Here is a 17,336-nt window from a genome sequence, read left to right as displayed (position 1 = left end):
CCCTGGAGGGTCCTATGCAACGAGTTGCAGTGCAACGAGGCACACATCACTTCACCCCCCTGGGTGGCACAAATCGGGTCGACTTCACCCCGGAAAAGACCAGGATGGGTGGAGTGCACCCGGTACTCGAACTGATCTCCGAACGGCTGGCGACGGGCAGTGTCCCGGGAGAACGCACCGACGGCCGCCGTCTGGCGCTGGCCGTCGAAGGCGGCAGCAGCCGCGGCACCTACTCCAGCGGCATGGCCCTGGCGCTGGACGAACTCGGCGCCGTCCCCGTCTTCGACGCCGTCTACGGCTCCTCGGCCGGCGCGCTCAACGGCGCCTGGCTGCTGAGCGGGTGCTCGTCGACCGGCGTGCGGACCTGGTGGAACCCGGTCGTCATGCGCCGGATCATCAATCCGCTGCACACCCTGCGCGGCCGCGCGGTGATCGACCTCGAATACCTCGTCCACCAGGTGTATTCGGTGCTGGAGCCGATGGACTTCCCGGCGATCCTGGCCAACCCGGTGACGTTCCACCCGCTGGCCACCGACGCCGACACGGGGGAGTCGACCGACCTCCACCCCTTTCTCGACGACGTCGACGCGATCAAGGTCGCGCTCGCGGCGTCGTCCTGCATGCCGGTGCTGGCCGGCCCGCCGATCCCGATGGCCGGCCGCCGGTTCGTCGACGCGGGGGTCGCGGAGCCGATCCCGTACCGCACGGCGCTGGCCCAGGACGCGACCGACGTCCTGGTGCTGCGCACCCGCCGCGCGGACGAGCTGCCGTGGCCGCCTCCGAGGGCCTACGACGTCGTGGTGCCGCGCTTCTTGCGCCGCCAGGCTCCGGGCGCGATCCCCGCGTGGCGCGACACCTTCCGGCGCGACGTCGAGGACGAGGAGATCCTGGCGTCCGACCCGCGGATCCTGAGCATCCGCCCGCCGGTCGGGTCGCCGGACATCGCGGTGCTGGAGCGCGACCCCGAGGTGCTGCGCAAGGCCGTCGAACTGGGCAAGGACGCGGTCCTCGACGTGCTGGACGGCCTACGCGAAGCTTCCTAGCCGGTCGGCTCGCGCCTGCACGACCAGCCGCTGCACCCCGAGTGAGACGGCCAGGTACAGCAGGATCGACCCGGCGCCGAGCCCCTTCGCCGAGCCGTCGAACAGCAGGTCCAGTCCGATGTGGACACCGAGCCCGACCACCCACAGCGCGGCGGTGAGCCAGGTGCCCTGTCGCCACAGCTGCCCGTCCTGCCGCCAGAGCCGCGTGCTCCGCGCCCGCACGACGCCGAAGCCGCCCGCGAGCAGCAGACTGACCACGAGGGCCACGATCAGCATGGCCGACGTCGAGGCGGTCTTGAGGTAGGTGCTCAGCTGGAGGATCCCGAGCACCAGCAGGATCAGCAGCACGACCGGCCGGCGGTCCTCGCGCACCAGGCGCCGCTGCGTCTGCCGCCACACCAGCCACGCCAGCACGACGAGTCCGACGAGGATGTTGGCCGAGCTGTTCACGGGCTTCCCTTTCCGCGGTGATCTTCCGATCACCACGGTGCCCGCGCGGCGGCGCCGGGACGTCAACCCCGGGGTTGAAGCCAGGTGGATCAGGGCTTGCGCGCGATGCCGCCGATCACCCGCGACTCCGACGGCGAGCCGGCGAACACCGTCTGCTCGTCCGGGTGCCAAGCGGGCGCGTAGACCAGCCCCGGCTCGAGCATCGGCCAACCGCCGAAGAAGCGTTCGAACTCGGCCATCGGCCGCAGGAACCCTGGGTTCGTCGTGGTCTCGTAGTACTCCAGCAGGTCGACCAGCGCTTGCCGCTCGTCTTCGTTGACCGGGTTCTCGTTCGTCATCTGCGACAGCACCAGCAGTGAGCCCGACGGCAGCCGGTCGCGGTAGTACGCCAGGAGCTCGTCCGGGTTCTCTTCGTCCTTGATGAAGTGCATGACCGCGTTGATCACCAGGGCGACCGGCTCGGCCGCGTCGATCACGGCCGACGCGGTCACGCGGTCCCAGAGGTCCTCGGGCTGCAGGAAGTCCGCGGCGATGGCGTGGTGGCGCTCCGGGTCGGCGGTGTCGGCGAGCAGCAGCGTCGAATGCGCGAGGGCGATCGGCTCGTTGTCGATGTAGAGCACGCGCGTGTCCAGTTCTTCGCGCTCTTCGTCGGCGACCTCGTGGACGTTGCCCGCGGTCGGCAGGCCCGAGCCGATGTCGACGAACTGCCGGATGCCGGCGCGCACGCACTCGCGGACCGCGCGGCCGAGGAACTGGCGGCTCGTCAGGCAGTAGTCGCCCATGAGCGGCAGCCGGGCGCGCACCTTCTCGGCGAAGGCGCGGTCGATCGCGTAGTTCGTGGTGCCGCCGATGAAGTAGTCGTAGATCCGCGCCGCGGACGGGCGGTCGAGGCTGCTCTCGACGGCCTTGAGAGCGTCGTCGTGGTTGATCATGACCGGGCCTCTCGGTAGGCGTTCACCGACTCTGTCAGGCGGTCCAGCTCGGCGCGCATCCGGGCCACGCCGGCGTCGTCGAGGCCCATCGCGGTGCCGATCACGTCGGGGATGCCCTCGGCCTTCGCACGCAACGCCTGCCCGGCGACGCTGAGGCTGATCATGACCGCGCGTTCGTCGTCGGCCTGCCGGACGCGTTCGACCAGCCCGGCCGCGTGCAGGCGCTTGAGCAGCGGCGACAGCGTGCCCGAGTCGAGGTTCAGCTCGGCGCCCAGCTCTTTCACGAGCCGGTGGTCGCGCTCCCAGAGCGCGAGCATGACCAGGTACTGGGGGTAGGTCAGATCGAGGTCCTCCAGGACGACCCGGTACAACGCCGTCACCGCGCGCGACGCCGAGTACAGGCCGAAGCAGAGCTGGTCGTCCAGCCGCAGTGATGCCATTGCGTCCTCCTTGCTCGTAACACTCCATGCTCCCGTTCGAGGCGGATCTCCGCAACTTAAGTGCCCTTAATCTCATTGGACATCATTCAGTTGTGCACAACTTAGTTGAGGGCTACGTTCAGTCGTGTCAGCTTCACTGCCCCCGAGGAGGACGCCATGACCGCCAACCCGCACAACCTCGCCCTGGAACCGGCCGCGCAGGCGTTCGCCGAGGCCACCGACCAGCCGCCGTACCTGTTCCAGCTGCCGCCGGAGGAGGGACGCAAGGCCGTCGACGGCGTCCAGGACGGCGAAGTCGCCATGGCCGACGCGTCGGTCGAGCTGCTGAAGGTCCCCGGCGGGCCGACCGGCGAGGTCGAGACTCGGATCGTCCGCCCGGCCGGCGTTTCCGGCCCGCTTCCGGTCATCGTCTACATCCACGGCGCAGGTTGGGTCTTCGGCGACTTCTACACGCACGAGCGCCTGGTGCGCGAACTGGCCGCCGGCGTCGGCGCGGCCGTGGTGTTCCCCGAGTACGACCGCTCGCCGGAAGCGCGCTACCCGGTCGCCATCGAGCAGAGCTACGCCGTGGCGAAGTGGGTCGCTGCGCACGGCGCGTCGCAGGGTCTGGACACCTCGCGCATCGCGATCGCGGGCGACTCCGTCGGCGGGAACATGACGGCGGCGCTGACCCTGCTCGCGAAGCAGCGCGGCGACGTCACCTTCAAGCAGCAGGTGCTCTTCTACCCGGTGACCGACGCGAACTTCGACACCGAGTCGTACCTGAAGTTCGCCGAGGGCTACTTCCTCGGCCGCGAGGGCATGAAGTGGTTCTGGGACCAGTACACGACGGACCCCGCGCAGCGAGCGGAGATCACGGCGTCGCCGCTGCGCGCGTCGCTCGACGAGCTGGCCGGGCTGCCGCCGGCGCTGGTGATCACCGGCGAGGCGGACGTGCTCCGCGACGAAGGTGAGGCGTACGCGGCGAAGCTGCGTCAGGCCGGTGTGCTCGTGACGGCCGTGCGGTACCAGGGGATCATCCACGACTTCGTGATGGTCAACGCGCTCCGCGAGACCCACGCGGCGGAGGCCGCGATCACGCAGGCCATCACCGTGCTGACCCGCGCTTTGGCGGAATAACTGAGAAAACGCTGAGTGCGCGACACGTTGCGGCCCTATGACCCAAATCACAGGGCCGCAACGTGCATGCCTGCTCAAACGTGATATATACGCGACTCCCGATCGATCCGGGCGCGCATTCCTGCCCGCCCGGAAGGACCGCACCATGCACATCAGCAGCATCCGGCTGGATTCGCCGGTCAACATGATCGTGGTGGTCGTGCTGACGCTGCTCGCGATCATCGCGGTCCCGTGGTTCTGGGACCGCTGGAAGCGCAAGCGGTTGTGGCGCAGCGCCACGGTGCTGCTCGCGGTCGTGCTCCTGGTGCTCTCGACGGGCATGGCGGGCAACATGATCGGCGGGTTCTTCCCGACGGTCGGCTCGCTGCTCGGCACGGGCGTCTACGCCGGCCAGGGCACCGACGCGGAGGCGGCGCCGAACGGCGAGGACCTCGAGAAGCTGCGCGACCAGGCGGTGGCGCACGCGCGCGAGGGCAAGGGGACGCTCGTCCACATGAAGGTGACGGGCCGGCGCACCAAGCTGACCCGCGACGTCACGGTCTACCTGCCCCCGCAGTACTTCGACGCGGCGTACAAGGACGTCCGGTTCCCGGCGATGGAGTGGATCCCGAACTACCCGTCCGGCCCCGAGGTGTTCGCCATCTACGGCATGCCCGAGCAGCTCGACAAGGCGATCGCCAAGAAGGCGATCCCGCCGACGGTGGTGGTCGTCCCCGACCCGACGGGCGTCCCGAAGGTCGGCCACGACACGGAATGCGTCGACGAGGTCAACGGAACGGCGAACGACACGTACCTGACGGCCGACCTGCGCGACTGGGCCCTGCAGAAGCTGGGCGTCTCACCGAACCGCCGCGCGTGGACGATAGGCGGCTGGTCCTCGGGCGGCTACTGCGCGATGAACCTGGTGACGCGCCACCCCCAGTGGTACGGCCAGGCGGTCAGCGTAAGCGGCTACGACAAGGCCCAGATCGACGCGGAGACCGAGGACCTGTTCCATGGCCGTCAGGACATCAACGACGCGAACAACGTCCGGGTGAACGTGCGGCTGCACCCATCGCCGATCGAGATCCTGGCGGTGTCGGGCGAGAAGGAGAACTACGAGAGTTTCGCGATCGACCAGATCCGAGCGGCGGCGAGGCCTCCGCTGCAGGTCTCGTCCTGGCGCATCCCGGACGCGGGCCACAACATGAACACGTTCAAGTCCCAGATCCCGGATGTGTTGTCCTGGATCGGAGCCCACTCCCAGGCGCCGTCGACGACCGGCCGCCAGATCGAGACGACCGGCGGAGTGCTGCCGTGGCCCCTGCCGCGGTCGGGTGCGCACGGCGCCTTGGCGGACACGGACCAGTAGCGAGGGGCTGGCGGGCCGCACTGCTCCGGGCCCGCGATGCCGCTCAGGCCGCGCGCCCCGCCGCTCATCGTGGCTGCCGGCCCCGCGTCTGCCTCGACCGCTGCCAGCCGCGCCCGTCTCCCCGCGCGGGTAAGCGCTTCCGCCAACCGAGCCCCTGGTTCGGCGCGATCAGCGGTAGCTGTCAACGTGTGCCTGCCGTGCCACCTCAGCCGAGCACGGCCGAGACCACCGCCGTCACCCGCTTCGAGGCGGTCGCGTAGTCCACCGAGGCCGGGTGCTCGCTCAGCACCGCCACGATGTACCGGCCGTCCTCGCCGACCAGGCCCGAGGTGTGCAGCATCCGCGTCGGCCGGCAGCAGGACCAGCCCTGCTTCACCGCCCACGACCGCCCGCCCGCGGCATCGGGGATGCCGAAGTACTGGCGGAAACCGTCCGAACCCCGCTCGGTCGCGGCACGCAGCGCCGCGAGGATCGCGCCGGGCGCGTGCGCCACCACGTACTGGTAGATCCGCACCACGTCCTTCGCCGTGATCCGCGTGTCGCCCCACCGCCCCGGGTCCGCGGGCGCGCGGGTGCCGGTGAGGCCGATCTTCTTGGCCCAGCCCGTCACGATCGACGGCCCGCCGTAAGCGGTCCAGAACTGGCTCGCGAGATCGTCGTCGCTGCGGGACAGCATCCGCTGCACCTGCGCCGTGGGACCGCCCCGCTCGAGCACGGCCAACGCGATCAGCAGCTTCACGAGCGACGCCGACGTGTACGCCCGATCCGCGTGCACCGAGACGGTCGTGGCCCCGGCCTGCCGGTCGAACACGACGACGCTGACGTCACCGCCGGCCACGATCCGGTCCAGCTCGGCGGCGTCCACCGTGGACTCGGACTTGGGCTCGGATTTGGGCTCGGACGACGGCGTGGGAGTCGGCTTCGGCGTGGAACTCGGGCTCGAGCCGGCCGTGACGGGCGATTCGGACATCGTTGTCACCGTTCCGGTGACGGCGATCTCACGCGGCGCCTGAGCCACACCGTGACCGATCGTGACGGCCACCGCGCCGATCGCCCCCACGCACAGTCCTACCAGGAAGATGCCGCTCAGCTTGCGCATGATCCGGATTGCCGGGAGCGCGGCCCGGCGTTCCCCGGATCGGGTGACTTTGTGGGATAGCTCTCGGATCGGCCCGGATCAGCGAACGCCCTGGAGGCGTGCGGGCAAGCGCCGTCGTTTCGCGCCCTGTGTTCGCGGGGTACCTGTGTGCGGTGACGGTCGTCACCACACGCTGGGAAGGACTGGAGTCATGACTCACGCGAAAGGCGCACGCATCCGGGTTCGCGGCCTGCAGCCGGCGCAGGTGCTGGCCGGACTGGCCGGGATCGCGTTCCTCATCGTCGGCATCATCGGGTTCACCCGCACCGGGGTGGGCAACTTCGCCGGCCACCACGACGCCGGGTTGTGGCGGTTCTCCGGGAACCCGCTCATGAGCCTGGTCCGCGTCGTGACCGGCGTCGTCGGTCTGCTGCTGGCGTTCGGCTCGGGCCGCGCCCGGACGTTCGGCTGGTTGCTCTTCATCTTCTACGGCGCCCTCTTCGTGTGGGGCCTGATGATCGACGGTCTTATTTCGAGCAACCCGTTCGCCAACGCCGGCAACCCGATGGACATGGGCCGCGCCGACACTTGGCTGCACCTCGGTGTCGCCGCGCTCGGTCTGCTGATCGCCGTGCTGCCGGCCCGCCGCACCATCCACGTCCCCGAGGACGAGGTGGTCGACGAGCCGACCGTCGTCGAGCAGCGCACCGACCGCGTCGTCGACACCGACCGCACGGACACGATCCCGGCCTCGGCCGAGCAGCCGCGTCGCCGTTCGTTCCTGCGTCGCCACAATGACGAGCGAGGCCCGGAGGTCGCTCGCGAAGAGCGTCCGCCGGGCCTCGCCCACTAAAGAAGTTCCGCTGGGTGGCTCAGTAGGTGGTGCCACCCGAGCCGGAGTTGCTGGTCCCAGCGCCACTGTCAGCCGGAGCCTGGCTGGCGGTGGCGTTGGAGCCGGTGCCGATCTTGCATCCGGCGGGCTCGATGACGAACCAGGTGCCGTTCACGCCGTTGCCGTTCGCGTCACCGGGCTTCGTGTCCTTCGAGAAGGTGTAGACCGGCCAGCCGCCGATGGTGACCTGCTCGGTTCCGTCCGCGCGCTTGATGCTGCCGAGCAGCTTCGAGTCGATGCCCTGCAGCTCGACCTTGCCGTTGGAGAGCACCGGCGGCCAGGTCTTGGCGCAGTCGCCGTTGCAAGCGGAGGTCTTGGCCTTCTTGGTGTCCTTCTGGAACAGGTAGAGCGTCATGCCGTTCTGGTCGGTGATCGCCGCGCCGAGACCGTCGATGTTGCTGGCGCTCAGCTTGACGACGCCCGCCTCGCTGGCGGCCTGCCCGGCCTTCCCGCCCTTGGCGTTCGACGCGTACCAGGCGCCACCGACGCCCTGGCCGGTCGCGTCGCCGGCCTTGGTGTCCTTGGCGTAGCGGTAGAGCGCCCAGCCACCGACGGTGATCTGCTCGGTGCCGTCGGAGCGCGTCACCTTCCCGACGAGGTTCTTGTCGACGCCCTGCACCTGCACGTCCCCGGTGGCCAGCATCGGCGGCCAGGCCTTGGCGCAGTCACCGTCGCAATTGGACTTCGGCGGCTTGGCCGTGTCCTTGTCGAACCGGTAGAGGGTCATGCCGTTCTGGTCGGTGAGCACCTGCCCGACGCTGGCGACGTCCGCGACGACCAGTTTCGACTCGTTCGACGCCGGGGCGGCGTTGCCGACCTGCCCGTTGGCGATCTGGCCGCCGCCGGTGCCACCAGCAGCTGCGGGGGCGATGACCGGCTGAGCAGTTTCGGCACCCGAGCAAGCGGTGAGCACTGCCAGCCCGGCTGCCGCCGCGGCGACGGAGACGGCGATGCGCGTGCGAAGCATGGAAGTTCTCCTTGTGTCCGTTGGGTTTCCCGCCGCTCGGTGCGGCTCCTGATACCCACTACACGGACACTCGGCGAAGACGGTTCAAAGAATTTTCGGCGGGGGCTCACGCCTGGTCAGAAGGGTGCGTCGGCCGGGACGGCTCGCCGAGGGCGCGGTCGACCAGCGTCGCCGCCGCGCCGGTGTACCCGGACGGGTCGAGGAGAGCGTCCAGCGCCGCCGGGGTGAGGACCTCGGTGATCGCGGGCAGCTCGTCCAGCACCTCTCGCAACGGCCGGCCGTCGCGCACCGCCCGTTGGGACGCCTCCCCGAGCAGTTCCTTGGCCGTCGCCTTGCCGAGCAGTGGCGCGAGCACGGCGGAGAGCCGCTCGGAGACGATCAGCCCGTGCGTCGACGCCACGTTCGCCCGCATCCGCCCGGGCTGCGCGGTGAGCCCGCGCGCCAGCTCGGCAGCGGTGTGCGCGGCGCCGCCGGTCAGCCGGAGGCATTCGCGGACCAGCTGCCACTCGGCGTGCCAGACGCCGGCCGAGCGCTCGTCTTCGGTCAGCATCGACTGCGTGACGCCCGCGGCCAGCACCGGCACCTGCAGCGCGGCCGAACGGATCAGCGTCGCGAGCACCGGGTTCCGCTTGTGCGGCATCGCCGTCGAGCCACCCCGCCCCTCGGCGGCCGGCTCGACGACCTCACCGAGCTCGGTCCGGGTGAGCGTCGCGACGTCGACTGCCAGCTTCCCCAGCGCCCCCGCGGTGAACGCGAGCGCGCTCGCCAGGTCCACGACCGGCGTCCGCAGCGAGTGCCACGGCAATACCGGTGCGGCCAGCCCGGTCTCCTCGGCGAAGGCGGCGGTCAGGCGTTCCGCGTAGTCGTCGAGGGCGCCGTGATCACCGCTTGCCAGGCGCGCGTACTCGAGGTACGCCGCCAGCGTTCCGGCCGCGCCGCCCAGTGAGACCGGCAGCCCGCCGTCCAGCACGCGCCGGACCCGGACGGCCGCGTCCAGCACCAGCTGCCGCCAGCCCGCGGCCTTGAGCCCGAACGTCGTCGGCACCGCGTGCGCCGTCAGCGTCCGGCCGGGCATCGTCGTGTCCCGGTGCTCGCGCGCCAGCCCCGCCAGCGACTCCGCTGTCGTGTCCAGGTCGGCGGCGAGCAGCCGCAGCGTCCGGTCCGCGACCAGCATCATCGCCGTGTCGAAGATGTCCTGGCTGGTCGAGCCGCGATGGACGTACTCGGCCGCCTCGGGCGCGATCGCGCCGACGGCCGACGTCAGCGCCTTGACCAGCCCGACGACCGGGTTCGCCGTCGCCCGCGACCCGCGCGCCAGCTCGACGACGTCGATCCGCACGCTGCCCGCGGCCTTCGTGATCGCGTCCGCGGCCTCAGCCGGCACCGTTCCCAGCCGCGCCTGCGCTCGCGCGAGCGCGGACTCGGCGTCGAGCATCGCGCGCAACCAGGCCTCGTCGCCGGTCGACGCTTCGGCCGGCGTACCGGCCCGGACCGGGGACAGGAGTCCGGAATCGGGATCGACGGTCATGGGCGCCAGCATCGCACGCGGCTGACCTCGGCTGCGTTCCCACAGCCAGGTCTGGCAGGCTCACCCGCCATGAGCAGCGCCACGTCCGACGAGGAGACCACCGCCTCCGAAGCCCGGGGCATCGCCGCCGAGCGCCTCACCTTCTTCTCGGACGCCGTCGTCGCCGTCGCGATCACCCTGCTCGCGCTCGAGCTGCCGCTGCCGGAAGGCGCCACCAACGCCGAACTGCTGCGCTCACTCGGGCATCATCAATCCGAATACGTCTCCTTCCTGATCAGCTTCACCGTCGTCGCCGCGCACTGGCGCGCCCACCACCGCCTGTTCCACTACGTCACCACCGTGCGTGGCGGGCTCCTGCAGCTCACCTTCGGCTGGCTGCTGATGATGGTGCTCATGCCCTTCGCCACGAAGGTGGTCGCCGAGGACGGCGGGTTCGAGTTCCGCTTCGTCCTGTACGCACTCGTGCAGGTCGTCGCGCTGGCGCTGTTCCTCGCGATGACCAGGCAGATCCAGCGGCACCACCTCCACCGCGCGGACACCCCGCCGGAGCTCTTCGGCGAGTTCTACCGCGGCCTCGGCACGATGATCGCCGCCTTCGCCGTCTCGATCCCGGTCGCCATCCTCACGCACTGGGCTTACGCGTGCTGGGTCGTCGTTCCGTTCGTGGGCAACCTCCTCTTCCGGCTTCGCCGCCCGGTGGCGGGAGCCTGAGCCGTCATTCGCCGGTGGCGCCGTCGATCCGCTCGCGGACCAGGTCGGCCTGGCCGATGTGGCGCGCGTACTCGCCGATCATGCGAAGCATCAGCCAGCGCAGCGTGAACGGTTCGCCGGTGCTGATCCGCGTCCCCGTCTGCTCCAGCGAACTCGCCGCGACGATCTCCCGGGCACGCGCACATTCCGCGTGCCACAAGGAAAAAGCCTCGCCGACGTCATCGTCCAACGCCGTGAAGTCTTGCTCCGGGTCGTCGTCGGAGTAGTACAGGTTCGGAACGTCCTCGCCCGCGAACTGGATCCGGAACCACCAGCGTTCGACGCCGGTGAGGTGCCGCAGCAGGCCGTGCAGCGTCAACGTCGACGGTGGTACGGACCGCTCGGACAGGCGAGCCGGGTCCAGGCCTTCGCACTTCAGCTCGAAAGTGCGCCGGTAGTAGTCGAGGCTCTCGGTCAGTGCCCGGCGCTCGTCGGCGACTGGAGTCGGGTCGACCCGGTCGCCGGTCAGGCGGGTCGGGGCGACCACCGGGGTGGTGTGTTCGGTCATGTGCGGAGCGTGCCACAGGGGTCTGACAATTTCGGTTCGCGCGGGCGGCCGGTGACCGGGCAACAGCGGGAAACCCCAGTTCAGACACGGTTCCGCGAACCCGGTAACGAATGCCGGGGTGCGACGATCTGATCTTCGTCAGCTGCTTCGATCACCCCGTCCCCACCCGGTTGGAGCGGCACCCCCTCGTCCGGAAACAGGAGATTACGACCATGGAGCGAACCGGTCGAAGAACCGCCGTGCTGGCCGCGCTGACCGCAGCGGCCCTCTTCGCGGCCCCCGCCGTCGCATCCGCCGCGCCGGCCCCCAGCACGATCGACGTCAGCGACACTTCGCTTCACGCCGGCGACACCTTCACGGTCACCGAGCAGCTGTACAACCCGACGGACTTCACCGTCACCGGCGCGAAAGCGGCGGTCTACACCAAGGAAAAGTCGATCACCGACCTGGTGGACCTGGTCTCCTGCGCCGGCACGATCGGCTGCGACCAGTACCTCAGCAGCTACCGCGGCGGCGTCGGCGACCTCGGCGCGGGCGAGAGCCGCACCGTGACGTTCACGCTCCGCGTGAAGGAAGACGTCGCGGGCGGCCAGTTCACGCTGCAGCACCAGTTCGCCGGCGACAACTACGCGTTCAGCGTCGAAGACGGCCCCGCGATCACGATCACGGCGGCGCCCAAGGCCGACGTCAAGGTGGCGCTGACCGCCACCCCGCGCGCCGGCCTGGTCGCCCGCGTCGACTACGTGATCACGGTGTCGAACAGCGGTCCGGCCACCGCGACGGGCGTCCGCGTGACGGCCAACGCCGGCTCGGGCCGCACGGTGACTTCGGCGACCGGGTGCACCCGCTCGGGCGCGAACGTGAACTGCGCGATCGGCACGCTGGCACCGGGCGCTTCGGCCACGGCGAAGTTCACGTCGGAGGGCGGCGTCTTCGCTTGGGGCGCGTTCACGGCGACGGCCCAGCGGGCCGCCAGCGCCCCGGCCGACCCGGTCGCGGCGAACGACACGGCGTCGAAGAAGTGCACGGCCTACACCGGCCTGTTCGTGAACTGCTGACGACTGTCCGTCCACATCAGAGCAAGTACGGCGCCGAGCGTGCTCGGCGCCGTACTGCGTCGGCGGTCTCTTCGGTGGTCTGGTCCGACGTGTCGAGGACGTTCTTCTCGAGCTCGCCGAGGCCGGCGAACGCGCCATGCATACCGGTGATGGGCGCGACCTCGGTGAGCTCCCGGCCTTCACGCGCGGTCCCGCGGGCAAGGGTGACGTCGAGGCTCGGCCGCAGCACGACGTAGAAGAGATCTAGAGAGTCGCGCTTCGCGACGTCGCGGAAGGGCTGAAGCGCCCAGGGCCCGATGATGCCGTCGAGCAGGACGTCGTAGCCCCCGCGGGCGTAGCCGCACGCGGCCTCGGCGATCACCCCGAGCACGACGTCGTTCTGCCGCGCGGCCTCGGGCAGGTACGGCGCCACGAAGCCGGTCCGGATCCAGACGTAGAAGCTGTCGGTGTGCAGGTGCACGGTCGGCCGAGGCGCATCTTCGGTGACCAGCCGCGCGACGGTGGTCTTCCCGGCCCCGGGCGGCCCGGTGAGGATCAGCAGTGAACCTGGCATGCAGGCATCATGCGGGCCGGGTCGATCGAGAACCAGTCTTGACCTTCGGCGCGGCCTCAGCCGGACCCGGTGTGCGGGTGGGTGACAGGCCCCTGGCTAAACTTGGGGCGCGGGCCGTTAGCTCAATTGGTAGAGCTGCGGACTTTTAATCCGTAGGTTCTGGGTTCGAGCCCCAGGCGGCCCACTCAAACTCCCTGGTCAGCGGCCTGTTGGTCGCCACCGGTCAAGATCGGCTCCCCGGGTTATCCCCGGAATTGGGGTCCAACGGTTTATCCAAGAGCCCTTCGAGGGCCTTCGCCGTGATCGGGTCCACGGTCTTCCGGCCCAGGTAGGTGTCCTGCGTCATCGACACACGCGAGTGGCCGAGGTGGTCGGCGATCAGCCGAGTGGGGACGCCCGCGTCGTCCAGGGCGGTCGCCGTCGTCTTGCGGAAGTTGTGCGACGTGAGCCACAGGAAGTCGTCCGATCCCCGGATTTCCCGAAGGACCCGGAGGACGTTGTTCGGGTCCCGCAGCGTGCCGACCGTGCTGGCGAAGATCGGGCTCGCCAGAGGCCGGCCATCCGCCTTCGCCTCAGCCCACCGCCGCTCCAGCAGCGCCAGCGCCCAGGACGGCAGGGGGAGTGCGCGCATGCTCGACTCCGTCTTCGGCCGAGGCTTGCGGAGCAGGCCATCACCCTTGACCCGCACGACCGTGTGCGTGATGTCGATCGTGCCCTCGACGAAGTCGACGTCCTCCCAGAACGTCGCCAGCGCCTCACCGACCCGGACGCCCGCCGCCATCATGAAGCGCGAGAGGTCCGGCAGGTCCCAGCGCCGCGCCTTCTCGTTGGCCTCGACCCTGGCCAGCCACTTCGTACGCTCCTCAGCGTCCAAGGCCCGAGGCTTCTTCTTACTCTTCGGGATACGGCGGGTGTCCCGCGTCGGGTTGCTGTCGATCGCGTCGTACCGAGCGGCCAAGCCGAGCATCCCCGACAGCGCCGTCCTCGCAGTCTTGGCCGTCGACGCCCCGACAGTCCGCTGAAGCGCGCCCAAGAACCGATCCAGCCGCATCACGGTCGCCTCGCGAACCCGCAGCTCACCCATCCCCGGGACGATGTGCCGCTTGAGAATGGACTCGTACGTGTTGATGGTCGTCGGCGACTTGATGCCCTCCCGGACGTCCTGCTGAACCTGTTCGATCCACACAGCCGCGAGGTCCTTGAGCCGGGTCTCCCGGGTGATCTCGCCAACCGTCGAGCCCGACCAATCGAGGATTGCGTCCCGAAGTCGTTGTGCTGCTTTGCCTTTCGTCTTCCCTGAGCGCTCGACCTCCCGCGTCTGGCCGTCGAAGTCACGGAAGAGCGCGCGAGCCCGCCAGCCCTTCGCGGTTGCCGAATAGCGGATCTCCCCATACGTCCCGATCTCCAGCTGAGGACGAGGCATCACGCCACCTCATCCGACAGCTGGTCGACCCACGAACGGACGTCCTCCTGGCGGTACCGGACGTACTTGCCGATCCGACGGCCGGCCGGACCGTAGCCCTTGGTTCGCCACTGGTACAACGTCGACACCGGTACACCGAGGTAGTTCGAGACGTCCTCGATCGTCCACAGCCGACTGAACCCCGCGTAGTTGTTCATGCCTCCCCCTTCCAGATCAAGCCGCGAGCTGAGTTGCCGAAGTTTCCGGACCGTCCCCTGGCGGTCCGGCGGCGGCGAGTAGTGCGCGGTCGTACTCGGCCTTCCATGTGATCCGCTCGGCGATCGCCCGCATGACCAGGTGTGGCCGGGGCGGGACCTGCGGGTCACCGGGCTCGACCTTTCGCCACACGAGCCGGGCCGGGTCCGGTTGCGGTTTCTCGATCCCGATCGCGGCCAACGCCTGCGTGACGAACGCTTGCCGGTCGGCCTTGTGGTCGTCGAGGGTCTTGCCCGACCACTTGCGCGAGACCAGCACCCGACGGCCGGGCAGCCCGAGCGTCGTCCGCCGGTGAGCCCGCCCCTTGCAGTGCCCCGGGGTGATCTTGCTGCTTGCGCCCTTGGGCTGGATCCCGTAGAGCAGCCAGACCGCGCACCGAGGCGAGCACGGTGTCACGGACAGTTCGGCGTGGAGCCGGGCGTGGTGATCCCGTAGGCGTGCCGTGTCCGCCTCGACCACCTCGCCGGCGGACTTGGTCAGGTACTTCGTGAGGTAGCCGATGTGGCGGCCGGCCTCTTCGGTGCCGCCGAGGATGCCCTTCGAGTGCACCTGCCGCCCGAACGTGACGACGTGCGCCGGAACCTCGACCACCTCCACCGCGTCATCCCACGACGTCAGCGGTTGCCGGGTGTCCGGGTCGAGGAACGCCCGGGTGTCCGGTCCCAGACCGGCAGCCGGTCGACGTAGACGATTTGGTCGTGCGACGGCCACCAGACCTGGTGGTAGGTGGCTTCGGTGACTTGGCGGATGACGTCGTGTGGGATTGCACCGCGGATCGCCGCGTGCAGGTGCGGAGCGAGGCAGGTTCGGCGCATCCTGCCGACGCCGAGTCGACCGCTTCACCGCCCGCTTGGTCGGGACGTTGAGAGCGGGCAGCCGACCACGCATCCCGAGTTGCCGAAGTTCCGCATCAACACCGGCGACCTCCTCCCGAAGTTCCTCCGCCTGGTCGTGCTCAACCACCTCCCCGGTAGGCCGCGACCAGGTCAGCCCGGTAGGTCAGCAGCTCCTTATGGTCCTCCGTTGGTGGCCCGGGGGTGAGGTTGGGTTCTTCAGTCAGGTACCAGCCGTCACGGCACGGGCTTGCCGAAGCGCCTTCGCTTTCCGCGCACATGGCAGGCACACTGACTCGACGGCGGAGCCACACGGGACGGGGACGTAGCGGAGTTCGCCGGTCTCGGTGTCGCCGACCTCCATCGTGAACGGTCGGACGCAGACACCGTGCTTCTCCGCCGTCGCCCGGATCACATCAGCAGCCAGCGGTGTCCGCATCCGTTCAGCCCGCGTTCCGGCTGGCTGGGTCTGTTGCTGGTCGGTCATTAGGCGGCCACCTCCCCGCGGCGGGTCCATTGGCGGAGCTGGAACACGGGCATGTTCTGCCGCTGTCCGGCGGGCAGGTCCGGGAAAACGGCCGGGTCGTAGACAACGCCGCTGCAGACGTGCACTGGGATGCCCACACGGCGGCCGGCCGTTGACCGACAGGTGCACCGAGTCGCCGTCCGAGGGGCGCCAGAGCGAGGCCGACACGTCATCATGGGTGTTGGCCCAGGCCAGCAAGGCCCCGGCGACTTCGGGCAGCCGGTGTGCGTCGAGCTGGACCGTCAGTGGGTCCGACCACGTCCGCACGGTCAACGTCGCCACCGAAGGCAGCTGGTGCAGGTCGAGGTGGTCCCGGATCGTGTCCAGGAAGACCATGAGCCGGTTCACGCAGCCACCCCCTCGCCGCCAATGCGGGCCGAGCCGTGCCGCCGTTGGTGACGTAGTGCTCCAGTGCCTTGACCGTCTCGTCGGAGACCCACCCGGCGCGGATACGTAGGGGTTCGCGGATGCCTTCGCCCCACACGAACCCGACCCCGGCTTCGCTGTCGCCGATCCGGTTGGCCCACGCGCCCCGTTCATAGGCGCCGTCGCCGAGGACCATGCCGACGTGCGTCTTCGACGTGACGCGCAGGCAGACACGGCGGGTGAACAACTCCCGGACCGGGAGGGTGTCCTTGGTCGGTTCCTGCACATAGCCGCGTACGGAGATGTTGAGCGCCCGCCCTTGGGTGTTCAGCACATCTCCTCGACCAGGCCGTCGTGTACCTCGAGCGCGTCCTTCCCCCGACACCGCGTACCGGGCGAAGATTCCGCGACCGTAGGCGAGCTCCATCCCTTCGGGTCGATCCCGGACATGCGCACCATGCCCGAGCGGATCGCGGGGCCGCGGCGAACGAGCGGGCACCACATCACCGAGTTCTTGCCCGCGCCCGACGCACCGGCGGTCAGGTAGTGCGCGCCGGAGCCGAGCACCGGCACGCGCCAGTCGTGGCCGTACTCGGTGCGACCGGCCCACACCTTGCGGAGGTCCACCGCGGATTGCCCCTCAGGGAGCGCGGGGGAGTGAACGAGCGCGGCCAGCCGGTCGCGTCGTTGGAAGTCGACGGAGACCACGTTCGGCTCCAGCTCCCGCACCTGGCAGCGCGACCTTCCGTGCCGAGGCCGGCGCACGGGCAGCGTTGTCGAAGTCTTCGGGCTTCTGGCCGGGAACGAGCTGCACCCGGACCTCATCCCACGACGGGCCGGAGCGGACGCCGAGGACCTTGGGGACCTGCACCCCGGACTGTCGAGCCGTCGCCCGCGAAGCCTTACGGCGCCCCGCCAGGTTCACGGTCACCTCGACCGGCAGCGCGGCGTCGCGGACGCTCAGGCCGCAGGCGTGCAGCCAGCCCGGGAGCTTGAGGTGATAGACCGCCCAGCGCAGCCACCACGACCGCAGAGGCCGGCCGCACCACTGGTCAAACGAGGTCACGTCGAGCAGCCGCCACACGCCGAGGATCAGCGCCAGGCCGCCGAGGTTGACCACGAGCCAGACCCAGCCGACCCAGACGCACCATAGGTAGACCGCGATCACGGTCAACGACGTGCGCCAGTGGATCACGACTTGCGAGAACAGCCAAAACATAACCTTGCAGGAATCCTCTTCCCGGCGGACCGTTATGAGATGCGT

At 69.7% G+C, this 17,336-nt stretch carries 16 protein-coding genes, 1 tRNA gene and 2 pseudogenes; 7 read left to right on the top strand and 12 right to left on the bottom strand.

Going from position 1 to position 17,336, the window contains the following annotated elements:
• Positions 1 to 104 precede the first annotated feature (104 nt).
• Positions 105 to 1,043: a patatin-like phospholipase family protein gene (locus ACZ7OU_RS04535; protein WP_470254227.1), complete on the top strand. Its 939-nt coding sequence runs from the start codon at positions 105 to 107 to the stop codon at positions 1,041 to 1,043.
• Here ACZ7OU_RS04535 and ACZ7OU_RS04530 read toward each other — a convergent pair.
• The 3 genes from ACZ7OU_RS04530 to ACZ7OU_RS04520 form a co-directional block, all read right to left on the bottom strand.
• Complete coding sequence (locus tag ACZ7OU_RS04530; protein ID WP_470254226.1) at positions 1,026 to 1,493, bottom strand: hypothetical protein; 468 nt, start codon at positions 1,491 to 1,493, stop codon at positions 1,026 to 1,028. The two genes, ACZ7OU_RS04535 and ACZ7OU_RS04530, sit on opposite strands and share 18 nt — an antisense overlap.
• Positions 1,494 to 1,582: 89 nt before the next feature.
• The gene (locus ACZ7OU_RS04525) at positions 1,583 to 2,425 is read right to left on the bottom strand and encodes an SAM-dependent methyltransferase (RefSeq protein WP_470254225.1); all 843 of its coding nucleotides are present in this window, start codon (positions 2,423 to 2,425) and stop codon (positions 1,583 to 1,585) included.
• Entirely contained in the window at positions 2,422 to 2,865 is a 444-nt protein-coding gene (locus ACZ7OU_RS04520; RefSeq protein WP_470254224.1) for a MarR family winged helix-turn-helix transcriptional regulator, read from the bottom strand. The genes ACZ7OU_RS04525 and ACZ7OU_RS04520 overlap by 4 nt, the downstream gene beginning before the upstream one ends.
• A 156-nt stretch (positions 2,866 to 3,021) precedes the next feature.
• Here ACZ7OU_RS04520 and ACZ7OU_RS04515 point away from each other — a divergent pair, with 156 nt between their 5' ends.
• Entirely contained in the window at positions 3,022 to 3,984 is a 963-nt protein-coding gene (locus ACZ7OU_RS04515; protein ID WP_470254223.1) for an alpha/beta hydrolase, read from the top strand.
• 145 nt (positions 3,985 to 4,129) lie between these two features.
• Entirely contained in the window at positions 4,130 to 5,335 is a 1,206-nt protein-coding gene (locus ACZ7OU_RS04510) for an alpha/beta hydrolase (RefSeq protein ID WP_470239797.1), read from the top strand.
• A gap of 205 nt (positions 5,336 to 5,540) precedes the next feature.
• On the opposite strand, the gene ACZ7OU_RS04505 is transcribed toward ACZ7OU_RS04510, so the two are convergent.
• Positions 5,541 to 6,434: a serine hydrolase gene (locus ACZ7OU_RS04505; RefSeq protein WP_470254222.1), complete on the bottom strand. Its 894-nt coding sequence runs from the start codon at positions 6,432 to 6,434 to the stop codon at positions 5,541 to 5,543.
• Positions 6,435 to 6,624: 190 nt separating this feature from the next.
• Between ACZ7OU_RS04505 and ACZ7OU_RS04500 the strand changes: the two genes are divergently transcribed.
• Entirely contained in the window at positions 6,625 to 7,266 is a 642-nt protein-coding gene (locus ACZ7OU_RS04500; protein ID WP_470239795.1) for a DUF4383 domain-containing protein, read from the top strand.
• A gap of 19 nt (positions 7,267 to 7,285) precedes the next feature.
• Here the strand turns inward: ACZ7OU_RS04500 and ACZ7OU_RS04495 are convergent, their stop codons facing one another.
• Positions 7,286 to 8,272 (bottom strand): SCO0930 family lipoprotein, encoded by a 987-nt coding sequence (locus ACZ7OU_RS04495; protein WP_470254221.1) that lies wholly within the window; start codon positions 8,270 to 8,272, stop codon positions 7,286 to 7,288.
• A gap of 106 nt (positions 8,273 to 8,378) precedes the next feature.
• Positions 8,379 to 9,800: a nitrosuccinate lyase gene (locus ACZ7OU_RS04490; RefSeq protein ID WP_470254220.1), complete on the bottom strand. Its 1,422-nt coding sequence runs from the start codon at positions 9,798 to 9,800 to the stop codon at positions 8,379 to 8,381.
• Between the two features lie 69 nt (positions 9,801 to 9,869).
• On the opposite strand from ACZ7OU_RS04490, the gene ACZ7OU_RS04485 reads away from it, so the two are divergent.
• Positions 9,870 to 10,511 carry a TMEM175 family protein gene (locus ACZ7OU_RS04485; RefSeq protein ID WP_470254219.1) on the top strand — a complete coding sequence of 214 codons (642 nt, stop codon included), beginning with the start codon at positions 9,870 to 9,872 and terminating at the stop codon, positions 10,509 to 10,511.
• Between the two features lie 4 nt (positions 10,512 to 10,515).
• Here ACZ7OU_RS04485 and ACZ7OU_RS04480 read toward each other — a convergent pair whose 3' ends face one another.
• Positions 10,516 to 11,058, bottom strand: a complete 543-nt coding sequence (locus ACZ7OU_RS04480) for a DinB family protein (RefSeq protein WP_470254218.1) — start codon at positions 11,056 to 11,058, stop codon at positions 10,516 to 10,518.
• Between the two features lie 212 nt (positions 11,059 to 11,270).
• Here ACZ7OU_RS04480 and ACZ7OU_RS04475 point away from each other — a divergent pair, with 212 nt between their 5' ends.
• Entirely contained in the window at positions 11,271 to 12,116 is an 846-nt protein-coding gene (locus ACZ7OU_RS04475) for a COG1361 family protein (RefSeq protein WP_470254217.1), read from the top strand.
• A 16-nt stretch (positions 12,117 to 12,132) separates the two neighbouring features.
• Here ACZ7OU_RS04475 and ACZ7OU_RS04470 read toward each other — a convergent pair whose 3' ends face one another.
• A complete protein-coding gene (locus tag ACZ7OU_RS04470; RefSeq protein ID WP_470254216.1) occupies positions 12,133 to 12,669 on the bottom strand; it encodes an AAA family ATPase in 537 nt (178 codons plus the stop codon).
• Between the two features lie 111 nt (positions 12,670 to 12,780).
• On the opposite strand from ACZ7OU_RS04470, the gene ACZ7OU_RS04465 reads away from it, so the two are divergent.
• A tRNA-Lys gene (locus ACZ7OU_RS04465) sits at positions 12,781 to 12,853 on the top strand.
• 39 nt (positions 12,854 to 12,892) lie between these two features.
• Here the strand turns inward: ACZ7OU_RS04465 and ACZ7OU_RS04460 are convergent.
• The 4 genes and pseudogenes from ACZ7OU_RS04460 to ACZ7OU_RS04445 all read right to left on the bottom strand — a co-directional run.
• Positions 12,893 to 14,092 carry a tyrosine-type recombinase/integrase gene (locus ACZ7OU_RS04460; RefSeq protein ID WP_470254215.1) on the bottom strand — a complete coding sequence of 400 codons (1,200 nt, stop codon included), beginning with the start codon at positions 14,090 to 14,092 and terminating at the stop codon, positions 12,893 to 12,895.
• Entirely contained in the window at positions 14,092 to 14,289 is a 198-nt protein-coding gene (locus tag ACZ7OU_RS04455) for a helix-turn-helix transcriptional regulator (RefSeq protein WP_470254214.1), read from the bottom strand. Before ACZ7OU_RS04455 ends, ACZ7OU_RS04460 begins: the two co-directional genes overlap by 1 nt.
• Before the next feature lie 16 nt (positions 14,290 to 14,305).
• Positions 14,306 to 15,667 (bottom strand): annotated as a pseudogene (locus ACZ7OU_RS04450) (replication initiator).
• A 383-nt stretch (positions 15,668 to 16,050) separates the two neighbouring features.
• Positions 16,051 to 17,297, bottom strand: a pseudogene (locus ACZ7OU_RS04445) (cell division protein FtsK); the annotation flags it as partial.
• Positions 17,298 to 17,336: the final 39 nt, after the last annotated feature.

Source organism: Amycolatopsis sp. NPDC114505, from assembly GCF_055633615.1.
This window is presented reverse-complemented; position numbering and strand designations above follow the sequence as displayed.